Origin of the sequence: Sphingobacterium nematocida (assembly GCF_900168125.1) — a bacterium.
Classification (GTDB): Bacteria; Bacteroidota; Bacteroidia; order Sphingobacteriales; family Sphingobacteriaceae; genus Sphingobacterium; species Sphingobacterium nematocida.
Window position 1 is genome coordinate 100,712 of the sequence record NZ_FUZF01000008.1, and the last position, 12,948, is coordinate 113,659.

Consider the following 12,948-nt stretch of genomic DNA (forward strand, 5'->3'; position numbering starts at 1 on the left):
TTGAATTTAACAGTTAGGAGGCGGTGTTGGAACAGAAGGATGGTAGCTGCAGATATCTTTTTCATTGCGCAGATAATTGCGCTGTTTCCCATTATTTTCAATTGAAGGATTGAATGATAGATAATCTATCGCATCAGGTTTGAAGACCTTAACACCATGTTCGTGTAAATCTTCATTATTGCTATTAGATCCTTTTGCAGTGAGTTCGACTTCAAGTTGCATGACAACTTGTAAAATTGTACCCTTGTCTAAAATATCGATAAACATAGGGCTAGCAGAGATCAGCATCTTCGTAAAGAAGACAAAAAAACAAATCTTGGCAGATATTATTCTTTTTGCTTTATTAAACATGTCTATGTTCTCTTTCAATTTCACTTTGACAAAAATAGAATAAAAATTTGCAAACACATTGTTCCTTGAAATTTTATTATAAAAAAAATACAAAACTTGTTAATAATAGCCGTTTTGTTAACATTGTGGTAATTCGGAAGGTTTTGAAATGTATTTTTATTCAATTTATTGATCGATTATTTATAAATTCGATAGTACAAATTCAAATTTGTTGACAACATGAAACAACAGTTTATAGATAAAATCGTATCCTCTTATAATCCTAAAGGGGCTTTTATCCAATTGGGATCTGGCATATTAGATGGAGAGATCGTAACCGATGCTAAGGTGAATCTGGCGTTGAAGATGATGAATCGTCATGGTCTGATAGCGGGGGCTACAGGTACAGGTAAGACGCGGACACTGCAATTGATGGCAGAGCAACTTTCTGATGCAGGAGTTCCTGTTTTTATGTTGGATGTAAAAGGGGACCTTTCAGGCTTATCAGAAGCAGGAAAGACCAATGACGCTTTGATGGAGCGGGGTGCGGCTGTGGGGATACCTTTTGAACCAGCGGAGTTTCCAGTCGAGTTGTTCTCGTTGAGTGGCAAGCTGGGGGCACCAATGCGCGTCACTGTCGAGGATTTTGGTCCAGTACTTTTGTCTCGAATTTTGGATTTAAATGATACACAGTCGGGGGTGTTGAGTGCTATTTTTAAATATGCAGAAGATACACAACTGCCAGTCGTAGACTTTACGGACTTAAAGCGCCTGCTGAGCTATCTTTCTGATGGGCCGGGTGCAGATGAAATTAAGGAGGATTATGGGCGCATCAGTACAGCTAGCTCAGGTGCTATATTGCGAAAAATAGTAGCCATAGAGCAACAGGGGGTATCGCATATTTTTGGAGAAAAGGAGTTTGATATTAATGATCTATTTGGTAAAGTCGATGGAAAAGGTGTTATTTCACTTTTGAATATTTCTGATATTCAAGACCAACCCCAACTTTTCTCTACATTTTTATTAAGCTTATTGGCGCAATTGTTTAAGAAATTGCCCGAAGTTGGGGATTTGGATAAACCCAAGTTAGTTTTCTTTTTTGATGAAGCCCATTTGTTGTTTAATGGCGCGTCAAAGGCATTCTTAACACAAATCGAACAAATTGTTCGTTTGATACGCTCAAAGGGCGTTGGGGTATTCTTTTGTACTCAGGCAGCAACGGATATTCCAGAGAGTGTTTTAGGCCAATTGGGTAATCGCATACAACATGCACTAAGAGCATTTACACCGAATGATGCTGAGAATTTACGTAAGACGGTAAAGACTTATCCAACTTCGGAGTTCTATCAGATAGACAAAGTGTTGACATCCTTAGGTACTGGACAAGCGTTGGTCACGGTACTCAATGATAAAGGAATTCCTACTGAAGTTGTGGCAACTCACTTGGTGCCGGCAAGGGCCGTTATGGGGCCATGCGCAGCAACGCATTACGAGGAGCTGGTCAGGGCGTCGTCCTTTTTTGCAAAATATCAGGAACGCATAGAAAGACGTACGGCCTCTGAGGTATTAGAGGAGCGGTTATTGACCGCCAATCGTGCCAAGGAGGAGGAGCAGGCCCGTCAACAAGCACAGAAGGAGGCTACTAGGTCCACCACGACAAGTTCTAGAAGACAAACACCTCTTGAAGCAGCACAGACTCAAGCGAGTCGTACGTTGGCAAGGGAAGGAGTTAAGTTGATCGGGAAGTTGGCATCTGGTTTGCTAAATGCCTTCTTTAAAAGGAAGTAATACAATTTCTTTTTAGAGAAAGTTCCAAATGGTTTGGGAGCTACATAAATTCATTTATATGAGACAATTATATTGCACATAAAAGTGAATTTATGTAGGTTTGTGGCAATTTAAAAAAAGCAATTACTATATTACATATTATGGGAAAACCTACTTTGTTAGTTTTAGCAGCTGGTATGGCTAGTCGTTATGGATCGTTGAAACAGGTGGATAGTTTTGGCCCTCATGGTGAGACTATTATCGATTATTCTATATATGACGCTATACACGCTGGATTTGGAAAAGTAATCTTTATTATCCGTAAGGAGTTTGAAGATATCATGCGGGAGAAATTTGACGCTAAGTTTAAAGGGCTGATTGATGTCGATTATGCTTTCCAGGATTTTGATCTGACAAAATTTGGTGTTGATCGAGTTATCGAGCGCACAAAGCCATGGGGTACAGCACACGCTGTGCTTAGTGCAAAGGACCTTATCAACGAGCCTTTTTGTGTAATTAACGCAGACGATTTTTATGGTACAGATGCCTTTGTAAAGATGGCAGACTTCCTGAACAATGAAGTGTCTGATACTCATATGTCGTTGATGGGGTTTGAAGTTGGGAATACGATGTCTGATTATGGTTATGTTTCTAGAGGAGTGTGTGAAGTGTCTGCAGAAGGAAATATGGACAGCGTCACCGAACGTACAAATATATATTATAAGGCGGATGCTGATGGAAATAAGAAAATCGTATACGAAGAAGGCGGGGTCGAAACAGAACTAGCTCCTGATACGCGAGTGTCTATGAATTTTTGGGGATTTACGCCTAAAGTGTTTGAAGTAGCGTTATCTATGTTTCCTAAATTTGTAGACGAGAATGCCGAGAATCTAAAGGCTGAATTTTTCATTCCATCTGTGCCGGATTATATGGTGAGACATGGTATAGCAGACTTTAAGGTAATTCCAACATCGTCCAAATGGTTTGGAGTTACTTATTCAGAAGATAAACCTATTGTTCAGGAGAGTATTTCTAAACTTATCGCTGCTGGAGCTTATCCAGAAAAACTTTTTTAGGAAACGGTTATTTGATTCTTACTAAAGGGGCTATCTTTTTCAGATAGCCTTTTTTATGTCGTGTAGGTGTGCAGTGTTAAATTGTATATCACTTTTTTCTTTTAAATTGCTTATATTTAGGTTAGTATCAGGATTTAAAAATAGAAACATGATGTCATTAAAAGAAACTATTAAGAATCGAATTTTAGAGAATGAGCGAGCGGATTTGGAAGCTTTGAAGGGGATGCATGCAATTTATGCAGGGGCGACAGACCTGGATGAAGAATCATCCTTGGGATATGAAGACTTTGCCAAGCAGGATGAAAGTAGAGAATCAGCAAGAAGTTTGGAGGCTCGTATCGCTCGCGCAGAGGGTATTTTGAATGCTTTTTTACAAGTTGATTTTGGTGCAAAATCTAAAGTTGAGCCAGGGGCTTTGGTGATCACGGATTCGTTGAGCTTTCTGATTGGAATTGCATCAGCTACGTTTGAACATGAAGGGAAAAGTTATATTGGTCTAAATGTAGATGCTCCTATATACACTGCTTTGGAAGGAGCTACGGCGGGAGATGAAGTTATGTTTAACGAAAAGAAATACAAAATACAACAGATCTCCTAGAAGATTTTTGTTTAAGGTGCATCCAAATTAAGTCAAAATAAAAAGAGGGACGATCGTCCCTCTTTTTATTTTGGTTATTTATGTTTTATTTACTTAACCTCTTCAAAGTCGACGTCTTGTACATCGTCAGCGCCGCCTTGGTTTGCTCCAGCTTGACCAGCTTGATCACCCTGAGGCTGACCACCTTGTTGAGATGCCGCATACATCTCTTCAGATGCCGCATTCCATGCATTTTGAAGTTCGGCAGAAGCTGTGTCGATATCTGCAAAATTACGAGCCTCGTAGGCTGCTTTTAATTTTTCTAAACCAGCTTCGATAGGAGCTTTTTTCTCTGCTGATATTTTGTCTCCATATTCTTTCAGTTGTTTCTCGGTAGAAAATACTAAAGCGTCGGCAGCATTGATTTTATCAGCTTCTTCTTTCAATTGTTTATCCGCTTCTGCGTTAGCTTCTGCTTCTTGCTTCATCTTTTGGATTTCTTCGTCCGAAAGACCTGAAGATGCTTCAATACGGATATTTTGTTCTTTTCCTGTAGCTTTATCTTTAGCTGATACTTTGATGATACCATTTGCATCGATGTCAAATATAACTTCGATTTGAGGGATACCACGAGGAGCTGCAGGAATGTCTGCCAATTGGAAACGTCCTAATGTACGGTTTTGTGATGCCATCGGACGCTCACCTTGTAATACGTGAATTTCCACAGAAGGTTGGTTGTCAGATGCTGTAGAGAATACTTCTGATTTCTTTGTAGGAATAGTTGTATTCGCTTCGATCAATTTTGTCATTACGCCACCCATTGTCTCGATACCTAGAGATAGTGGAGTAACGTCCAATAATAAAACGTCTTTTACTTCACCTGTCAATACACCACCTTGAATTGCAGCACCTAAAGCTACCACTTCATCAGGGTTTACACCTTTAGAAGGCTCTTTTCCGAAGAAGTCTTTAACAGCATCAACAATTGCAGGGATACGAGTAGAACCACCTACTAAGATGATCTCGTCGATGTCGGATGTGCTGTATCCAGCGTTTTTCAACGCTGTGCGACAAGGTTCAATCGTACGTTTCACTAAGTCTGCTACTAAACTTTCAAATTTAGCACGTGATAATGTACGCACTAAGTGTTTAGGACCAGTTGCATCAGCTGTAATGTATGGTAAGTTTATCTCTGTAGAAGAAGTGCTTGAAAGCTCTATTTTAGCTTTTTCTGCTGCTTCTTTCAAACGCTGTAAAGCCATAGCATCTTTTTTCAAATCGAAGCCGTTGTTTTCTGCTTTAAACTCGTCGTTCAACCAGTTGATGATTGCGTTATCAAAGTCATCTCCACCTAAGTGTGTATCACCATCTGTAGATTTTACTTCGAATACACCGTCTCCTAGTTCAAGCACAGAAACGTCATGTGTACCACCACCACAGTCGAACACGATAATTTTCATATCCTTGTTCGCTTTGTCTAGGCCGTATGCTAAAGCAGCTGCCGTAGGTTCGTTGATGATACGTTCTACTTTTAAACCAGCGATTTCACCTGCTTCTTTTGTAGCTTGACGCTGTGCATCGTTAAAATAAGCAGGAACAGTAATTACTGCGCGGCTTACTTCTTGACCTAAATAATCTTCAGCCGTTTTCTTCATCTTTTGAAGAATCATAGCAGAAATTTCTTGAGGAGTGTATTTACGGTCATCTATCTCCACACGTGGGGTATTGTTATCCCCTTTTACAACCTTGTAAGGCACGTGAGACAGCTCTTTAGAAGCTTCATCAAAAGAAGTTCCCATAAAGCGTTTGATAGAATAAATTGTTTTATGTGGGTTTGTGATAGCTTGACGTTTCGCAGGATCTCCTACCTTGCGTTCTCCTCCATCTACAAATGCTACAATAGAAGGTGTAGTACGTTTACCTTCATTGTTTGCAATGATTACGGGCTCATTACCTTCCATTACGGCAACACATGAGTTCGTAGTTCCTAAGTCGATTCCTATAATTTTAGACATATCTTATGTAATTGTTTTACGAATTATTGTTTTTTGTATGTTATACAACAACCCTTATGCCAACAAAATGTTTGCCTAAAAAAAAGAAAAAACTGCATCAAATTGTCTGTAATATGACACAGTACTGTGACAAAATGTCTTTTTTAATAGATTAATTGTTCCAAAATATTCTTTTTTGCCGAACCACTGTCACGTCCTCGTTGAAAGAATCTGCCAACAGCATTGGAGAATTCATCTAACGTCATAGGCTTAGATTTTTTATCCTTCCAGTCTGTGGGTACGAGTTCATTGTGATAAGCAACATTTGTCGCCCAGTACTGAATATGCATTTCAGGTATTGCCAGTCCAAGTATCATACCGGGGAGACCATGACTCAACGCAGGCCCTCCGGATACAGGAATCTGGTCGGTGTAGAAAGCGACGAGGTACAACGAGTCTGGTGTAGCACCATTTACCCTGCGGCATTCAAAACCCGCAATATTTCGATACTCATCGGTGAAGCGCCAAGTTACTTTGGAAAGCGAATCTTTTAGGATATACTTGTCATCTAGTTCAATCTGTACCTCTGCGGTGTTTGACTTTAAGTTTTGGTATAGGACTTTGGCGCTATTTCGCCGGGAAGCGCCACCTCCTCTCATAACGACGGCTCCGCCACCACCCTGGACGCTGATGGCCCCCATCGCACCGCCTCTGTTTCCTCTACCTCCTCCAATATTGCCACGTTGACCCCGACTGCTATTTTTATCTTCATCTTCTTCGATAGGAGCTAAAAGACTACCATTTTCATCAAATTGCATAGTCATTTTTTCGGTTCTTGAATCAGGCATACTGTTTATATCTCCGCCCCAAAAGTGCATCCCGCCCATGCGCCCAGGAGAAGCCTGTTCAAATTTTTTCATCATCTCGCGTGTTTGAGCACGTGTATAGGTTACTTTATCGAAGGATATTGTTCCTCGTGTTCCGAAATAAGCATATTGTGCACTCGCAAGTTTGCTCACTAAAAGTATACACGCTAGTGCTATTAGTTTGCTCATCTTGGATATAATTTTTTTCGTATTCATTGTTATTTGACAATTAGCCATTATTTTTTTTACCTAAATTTTTATTAAAATCCCATTTCAAGCCTAGTAGGACATACCGGGTCAGCATGAGTTGCTTTGATTCATTAAAGCTGGATTCTGACGACGATCGATTCGTGTTATTGAAGGTGTTGAATATATCAAAACCCTTTAAGCTTGCTGTGAGGCTCTCGTTTTTTAATAATTTTTTGCTGATTTCGGCATTGACATAAAACTGGTGTAGACTCTTGTTGTAGAACTTTGTCGGACCATCTAGGGAATAATTAATGTTACTGCTGATATTGAATTTTTTTGGAAGGAAATACTTAAATAATCCAGAGGCCCCAGTATTGAAGCTTGTATAGTTGAATTCCTTTTGTAGGCTATTTCGTTGGTTGTCGGCACTGATTCTCCAGCTAAAGTCATAGTCTAATCCTTTAGAGTCTTGCTCATTGATGCCGATGCCGGTAGATAGGCTGGTCGTCTGTTCGTTATTCAGCTCATACTGCTGGTTTTTTATATCGTTGCCATATTTTATAAAGCTGAAGCCATTGTTATAGTTCAATCCGCTAAAGATGTTAAGCTGTGCTTTTCTATCGAATATAGGCTTGTTGAAATTACTGTTCATTCCAGCACGCCAACTTGATTTCCCTAGTACATTAATGTAAGAGCTAGTGGTTACCCCAGTCGCGGTATCTATTATACGTTGGTTTACAATAGGGTCTGTAGTAAATGATATATCGGCGTTCATGTTCCAACTCGTTCCTTTTAGCAGGCTCATTGTGTTATAATTCAGTCGGAAGGAATTATTGTTTGATCGCTTCAGATCCGGATTACCTTTTTGTACGAATAGAGGATTTGTCTGTGGCTGTAGCTCCTGTAACTGTCCGAACGAAGGGATATTAAAGTTGTTTTGGTAATTCAACCCTAAATTCTTTCTATTGGAGATTCTGTAATTGGCATTCATATTCATATCATTGTCCCAAAATGTACGATCGAGGTCTATATTTCTATAGTCATCTGTCAAGGATTGATCTCTGAAATTTGTACGGTTAGAAAGATTTACTGATATTTTTTCCGTGAAATAATTGATGTTAGCTACCATTCCATGGCTGGTATTCACCGTTTTTTGATCTTGTGAATATTCTATATCCAGTACAGGATTATTGCTGTTTCTCTGATTAAATGCTTCGACTAGGGTTTTATTTGTCGAATTACTCATGTTATAGCCCAAGGAGTAATTGATTTTATTGGAGATACGGTCTGAATATTGAATCTGTCCTGAAATATTGTTGCCGTTGCTATTGTTAATCCTGTCTTGGTTGAGAATAGTCGTGTCCCCTTTTACATAATATATAGTAGTCTGGTCAACGATGCTCTTCGAGTAGTTTTTATTATAGCTGTTGTTAAAATGGAAGTTTAGTGAACTTCCTCTTTTGTTCAGACGTTTCCGGTAATTGATTCGTATATCGTTGGAGCGTGCCTGACCATTAGTATTCGTTGTGTCACCCAAGTTGGTGAAATCTTTTCCGTTTTCAGTGGTGTAGTTTTGTGATTCACTACGGCTGTAATTGTTTGAGAAATTAGCTCCTACGCTAATTTCCATATTAGATGTAGAGTCAATTCTATATCTAATCTCTGATCGTACACCATGTGTGTCTGATGAATTTGCCGTCTTAGAACTGCTTTGTGATTCCTGAACAATATCCCCTGGTAATAGTTGCTTGTTGAAAGATTCTCTTTCATTGCTGTTGCTGTTTGTGTTGAAATTATAGTTTCCGTTGAAGTTGACTTTCTTTTGAAAAAACTGATTTTCATAGTTAGCCCCCACCGAGGTACTAAGCGGATTGCCGGTGATCTGGCTGTTCATACGTAAACTGCCTTCTCGTCCTCCTGTACCGGCTCCCATATTATTGGTGTTTGCTGTGACACCGATGCGCTCCGTACGATTGAATTTGGCCGCGAATAAGTTTGCTGCAAAAAGATCTGCTGTGCCAGCGAGTGCTTCAATATTACCAAAAATCCCGTTCCTAGCTTCTTCTTTAAGAACCGCATTGACCGTAACTTCACGCACACCATCATCTATTCCCGTTAGTTCGGCCTCTTTGGATTTTCTTTCGTATACCTGTACCTTATCCACTGCATCCGCACGGATGTTTCGAATAGCAATCTTCGGATCATAACCAAAAAATTCTTCGCCATCGATTAGAACTTTTGATACCGACTTGCCGTTTGCGGTTATTTTTCCGTCTCCTGAAACAGAAAGTCCGGGCAGGCGACGCAGTAAGTCTTCTAATTTTGCATTTTTTTCAGTTTCGAAACTTCCAGCATCATATTCTAAGGTATCTCCTTTGATTCGTATGGGTAGACGTTGCTGAATCACGACCTCCTCAATAAGATTCGCCTGCGAGCTTAATGCTATAGGAGGTAGCGAGGTTTGGTTGTCTAGTTTGACTTTTCTAGAAATTAGCTCAAATTTTGGATAGGATACAATAAGTGTATATGTAGAATCTGCTAATTTGTTAAACAAGAACTTGCCATCTTCATCCGCTCTTGTAAAGTATCTCATGATAGAGTCTTGGTCCAGTAAGACGATAGAAGCATTTGTTAGAGGCTTGTTGTCTGATTTGTCGATGATTTTACCAGACAAGGTGTGCTGGCCATAAACATGGTTTGTGGCGATAAGAATAAGCAGACTAAATATAAATATTTTCATTTAATTGGTTTAAACACGTCTCAAAGATAGAGTGAACATTTATTAAATAATGTTAAATGCTTTGCAACATTTTGATGACTGTTTTGTTGGCGGATATAACTATTTTTGTGTTTACGATAGGATGTTCCATCCGAATTGAATGAGACACGTCAATAGTCTTGAAAGAAGCAAATTATAATATGAAATATTCATGTAGTATAGACTGCAGACGCACCGGTGACCGCGAAGTAGCATGCACTCCGTTGGTAGTAAATATGTGCATTATAAAAGATGAATTTTTCATTCCGACCAGTCGGAACAAGTCAATGACAATTAAAGAACAAACCGAGTACAACGAGTTCAATGATACAAATGAGAACAAACACTCAACAATAACTATATACAGGTAAAAGACAACTTATACACATATGAAATTTGAAGCATATTTAAATTATTTTGAAGAAGTGTTAGCTAATCCGTCTGCATATCCAACTTATGCCGATCCTGAATACTTTAATTATACAAAACTGAATTGGTCGCGGATGAATCGGTGGCTTAAGCGGTTTGAAGCGAATAAAGAGACGAAGGATTTCTTTTTAGAGCTGAGTGAAAAGCAGACTTGGATTTTAATTACAGAACCTTGGTGTGGGGATGCGGCACATTCTGTGCCCCAGATTCATGAATTAGTTAAAGATAATCCAAATATTGTTTTAGATATACAGTTACGAGATACGGAGCCTTTTTTGATTAATCAGTATCTTACTGATGGAGGTAAGTCCATCCCAAAGTTAATTATTCGAAATGAATCTGGTGCAGATATAGCTACTTGGGGACCACGACCTGCGGTGTTACAGCAGCTTTTCGTGAAAATGAAAGAAGAGGAAAAGTCCTTTGAGGAGATAAAGGAATATTTTCAAAAGTGGTATAACGAAGATAAGGGAATTGAACTCCAAAAGGAGTTAATGGAACTGTTGACAGTTCGGGTTTAGGTTCAAACGATTCTATTATGAACATTGAAGAATTACGTGAATATTGTATAATGCAAAAATCTGTCTCTGAAGAATTGCCTTTCGGCCCAGATACGCTAGTATTCAAGGTTGCTGGCAAAGTGTTTCTGTTAGTAGGACTTGATCAGGTAGACCAATTGAGTTTTAATGTAAAGTGTGACCCTGAGTATGCGGTCGAACTTCGTGAGAAATATGAACAAACCGTTCTGCCAGGATATCATATGAATAAAAAACACTGGAATACAGTTTTTGCAAATAGAGAATTGGCTGATGATATTCTATTTAAATTGATAGATCACAGTTATGATCTTATCGTTAAAGCTCTTCCAAAGCGCTTACGTGAAGAGATTGAGTCTTGATATATCAGACCAACTTCATGTGTTGAGTATGTCTTGATTTGTAAATTGTTTGTGCTTTTTACGCTTCGGAGATAAAACAGGTATATATGCAAGAGTTGTACTATCTTTGCGGTCTTAAATGGACAGAATTCCATTTCTATGGCAATATTTTAAACATCATTAGTCTATGAAACATAAATTTACAATACTATTAACTCTTTTAGTGACGCTGCTACTGAGTAGCTGTATAAAAGATGAACCGCTCAATATGGAGGCCGATATTGTTGCTGTCAATATCGAAGAAGGTACATTCTTGACAGAACCCCTGATTACGAACAACGCAATATTTATGTGAAACCGGGGTTATATGATTTAAAGAAATATAAACTGGACATTGAGGTCACTCCTGGAGCTACTATTACGCCTTTGTCTGGCTCTGAACAAGATTTTTCTGGTAAGGTTGAATACACTGTTACGTCGGAGGACGGTCAGTTTCAGAAAAAATATAAGGTATCCATCATTGAAACTTCAACTAGCTCTGTTCCGACATTTTTTGGTTTTGAAAACTTCCATATTGACGAAGAAAACAAGTATACATCCTTTTATGATGTGGTCAATGGACAGCAGTTTGATAATTGGTCGTCTGGTAATCTTGGTTTTTCGTTGACGTTATCATTTGATCCCACAGCAACGAAGGCTCCGGAGGCATATCCGACGTTATTTACTAAAAATAAGCTTAGTGGAGAATATGCGGTAGAGATGGAAACTAAATTAACAGGTTCTTTTGGTGCTGCTTTCAAAAAACCCATTGCTGCAGGTAATCTTTTTCTTGGGTCATTTGATACAGGCCCAATGTTGAGTGATCCGCTTAAGGCAACTCGCTTTGGACTACCATTCAATAAGATACCGTTAGCGCTGGAAGGCTACTATAAGTATACAGCGGGAGCACAGGTGACAGACAAGGACCTAAAACCTGTAAACATGCCTGATTCTTGTGATATCTACGCTGTTTTCTATAATCGGGAAGAGTTGATGGCTTCTACTAAGAAAAGCTATCTTGACGGTACAAATGTGTTGAACCATCTTAGTGTAGTGGCTGTTGCAAGATTGGGAAATGGCAGTACAACGAAGGTAGGAGAGTTTGTCAAGTTCAACATTCCATTCAATTACATAAAGCAATTTAATGATGAAGACGTGGCTAATCTTGGATACAATATCGCGATTGTAATGTCTTCTAGTAAATATGGCGATAGTTTTAAAGGAGCTGTTGGTAGTAAACTAATTGTTGATGATTTAAAAATAATAACAAAATAATGAAGTTGAAATATTATATATCCGCGATACTCCTTTTTGTAGGATCCTTTTATTTAAAAGCAAAAGAATCAGAGCCAATAGACAGCGTCTTCAGTAAAATAGGTTTTACAGCAACATTGGGAACTAAGATTGGAGGGTCTACTCCGGTATCATTGCCTGCAGAGATTCGTAAAATTAGGGGATATCAACCCGCTTACCCATTCTTTGTAGGGGTAAAAGCTTATTATCCTATCAATCGAACATGGGGGATGTCATTAGGGCTTACATTTGAAGGTAAAGGAATGAATACAGAGGCTACCGTAAAGGGGTATAAAACGACATTCAACGCTAGCGACGATCCGTCCCAAAATATAAAAGGTTATTATACTGGTGATATCACTACAAAAGTTCAAAACCTTTATCTTTCCATTCCAATACAAGCGACTTATCAGCTTTCTGAACGATGGAATTTGCAAGCAGGACCCTATGTGGCATTTGCTGTTAAGAAAAAATTCTTTGGAGAGGCTACAAATGGATATATGCGCAACATAGATCCGACGGGTGATAAGATTGATGTTGATTTTGCGGAGTACGATTTTGCTAAGAGTGTTCGTTCCATTGACGTAGGGATGAGTCTAGGAGCCAATTATAGTTTTTCAAAACGTTGTTTTGTACTGGGACAATTTGATTACGGATTTAATAATATTATGAAAACGGGCTTTGAGAGCATCAGCTTTGGGCTGCATAACATTTTCATGAACGTAGGTATAGGCTATAAGTTAAGATAAGATT

The 12,948-nt window shown here is 39.0% G+C and carries 12 protein-coding genes; 8 read left to right on the plus strand and 4 right to left on the minus strand.

The window, feature by feature from the left end; genetic code table 11:
- Positions 1-6: 6 nt before the first annotated feature.
- Positions 7-351 (minus strand): hypothetical protein, encoded by a 345-nt coding sequence (locus B5X76_RS10385; protein ID WP_245801020.1) that lies wholly within the window; start codon positions 349-351, stop codon positions 7-9.
- Between the two features lie 219 nt (positions 352-570).
- On the opposite strand from B5X76_RS10385, the gene B5X76_RS10390 reads away from it, so the two are divergent.
- The 3 genes from B5X76_RS10390 (at position 571) to B5X76_RS10400 (ending at position 3,771) form a co-directional block, all read left to right on the plus strand.
- Positions 571-2,118 carry a helicase HerA-like domain-containing protein gene (locus B5X76_RS10390; protein ID WP_079643049.1) on the plus strand — a complete coding sequence of 516 codons (1,548 nt, stop codon included), beginning with the start codon at positions 571-573 and terminating at the stop codon, positions 2,116-2,118.
- Between the two features lie 140 nt (positions 2,119-2,258).
- Entirely contained in the window at positions 2,259-3,173 is a 915-nt protein-coding gene (locus B5X76_RS10395; RefSeq protein WP_079643050.1) for a sugar phosphate nucleotidyltransferase, read from the plus strand.
- Between the two features lie 148 nt (positions 3,174-3,321).
- On the plus strand, positions 3,322-3,771 hold the full coding sequence (locus tag B5X76_RS10400) for a hypothetical protein (RefSeq protein ID WP_079643051.1): 450 nt from the start codon (positions 3,322-3,324) through the stop codon (positions 3,769-3,771).
- A gap of 89 nt (positions 3,772-3,860) precedes the next feature.
- Here B5X76_RS10400 and dnaK read toward each other — a convergent pair whose 3' ends face one another.
- From dnaK to B5X76_RS10415, 3 genes are all read right to left on the minus strand, one after another.
- Positions 3,861-5,765, minus strand: coding sequence for a molecular chaperone DnaK (gene dnaK / locus B5X76_RS10405; RefSeq protein ID WP_079643052.1), 1,905 nt, complete (start codon positions 5,763-5,765; stop codon positions 3,861-3,863).
- 143 nt (positions 5,766-5,908) lie between these two features.
- Entirely contained in the window at positions 5,909-6,799 is an 891-nt protein-coding gene (locus B5X76_RS10410; protein WP_245801021.1) for a GLPGLI family protein, read from the minus strand.
- Positions 6,800-6,839: 40 nt separating this feature from the next.
- Positions 6,840-9,539 (minus strand): outer membrane beta-barrel protein, encoded by a 2,700-nt coding sequence (locus B5X76_RS10415; protein ID WP_079643054.1) that lies wholly within the window; start codon positions 9,537-9,539, stop codon positions 6,840-6,842.
- 407 nt (positions 9,540-9,946) lie between these two features.
- On the opposite strand from B5X76_RS10415, the gene B5X76_RS10420 reads away from it, so the two are divergent.
- From B5X76_RS10420 to B5X76_RS10435, 5 genes are all read left to right on the plus strand, one after another.
- Positions 9,947-10,507: a thioredoxin family protein gene (locus tag B5X76_RS10420; protein ID WP_079643055.1), complete on the plus strand. Its 561-nt coding sequence runs from the start codon at positions 9,947-9,949 to the stop codon at positions 10,505-10,507.
- Positions 10,508-10,524: 17 nt separating this feature from the next.
- Positions 10,525-10,884, plus strand: a complete 360-nt coding sequence (locus tag B5X76_RS10425) for an MmcQ/YjbR family DNA-binding protein (RefSeq protein ID WP_079643056.1) — start codon at positions 10,525-10,527, stop codon at positions 10,882-10,884.
- Positions 10,885-11,050: 166 nt separating this feature from the next.
- Positions 11,051-11,218: a hypothetical protein gene (locus B5X76_RS22260; protein ID WP_245801022.1), complete on the plus strand. Its 168-nt coding sequence runs from the start codon at positions 11,051-11,053 to the stop codon at positions 11,216-11,218.
- The gene (locus tag B5X76_RS10430; RefSeq protein WP_245801023.1) at positions 11,215-12,177 is read left to right on the plus strand and encodes a PCMD domain-containing protein; all 963 of its coding nucleotides are present in this window, start codon (positions 11,215-11,217) and stop codon (positions 12,175-12,177) included. Before B5X76_RS22260 ends, B5X76_RS10430 begins: the two co-directional genes overlap by 4 nt.
- A complete protein-coding gene (locus B5X76_RS10435) occupies positions 12,177-12,944 on the plus strand; it encodes a porin family protein (protein WP_079643057.1) in 768 nt (255 codons plus the stop codon). The genes B5X76_RS10430 and B5X76_RS10435 overlap by 1 nt, the downstream gene beginning before the upstream one ends.
- The last annotated feature ends 4 nt before the right edge of the window (positions 12,945-12,948 follow it).

Coding starts and splice junctions, on each gene's coding strand:
- B5X76_RS10385 (WP_245801020.1), bottom strand. CDS start 351: ATGTTTAATAAAGCAAAAAGAATAATATCTGCCAAGATTTGTTTTTTT.
- B5X76_RS10390 (WP_079643049.1), top strand. CDS start 571: ATGAAACAACAGTTTATAGATAAAATCGTATCCTCTTATAATCCTAAA.
- B5X76_RS10395 (WP_079643050.1), top strand. CDS start 2,259: ATGGGAAAACCTACTTTGTTAGTTTTAGCAGCTGGTATGGCTAGTCGT.
- B5X76_RS10400 (WP_079643051.1), top strand. CDS start 3,322: ATGATGTCATTAAAAGAAACTATTAAGAATCGAATTTTAGAGAATGAG.
- dnaK (WP_079643052.1), bottom strand. CDS start 5,765: ATGTCTAAAATTATAGGAATCGACTTAGGAACTACGAACTCATGTGTT.
- B5X76_RS10410 (WP_245801021.1), bottom strand. CDS start 6,799: ATGAGCAAACTAATAGCACTAGCGTGTATACTTTTAGTGAGCAAACTT.
- B5X76_RS10415 (WP_079643054.1), bottom strand. CDS start 9,539: ATGAAAATATTTATATTTAGTCTGCTTATTCTTATCGCCACAAACCAT.
- B5X76_RS10420 (WP_079643055.1), top strand. CDS start 9,947: ATGAAATTTGAAGCATATTTAAATTATTTTGAAGAAGTGTTAGCTAAT.
- B5X76_RS10425 (WP_079643056.1), top strand. CDS start 10,525: ATGAACATTGAAGAATTACGTGAATATTGTATAATGCAAAAATCTGTC.
- B5X76_RS22260 (WP_245801022.1), top strand. CDS start 11,051: ATGAAACATAAATTTACAATACTATTAACTCTTTTAGTGACGCTGCTA.
- B5X76_RS10435 (WP_079643057.1), top strand. CDS start 12,177: ATGAAGTTGAAATATTATATATCCGCGATACTCCTTTTTGTAGGATCC.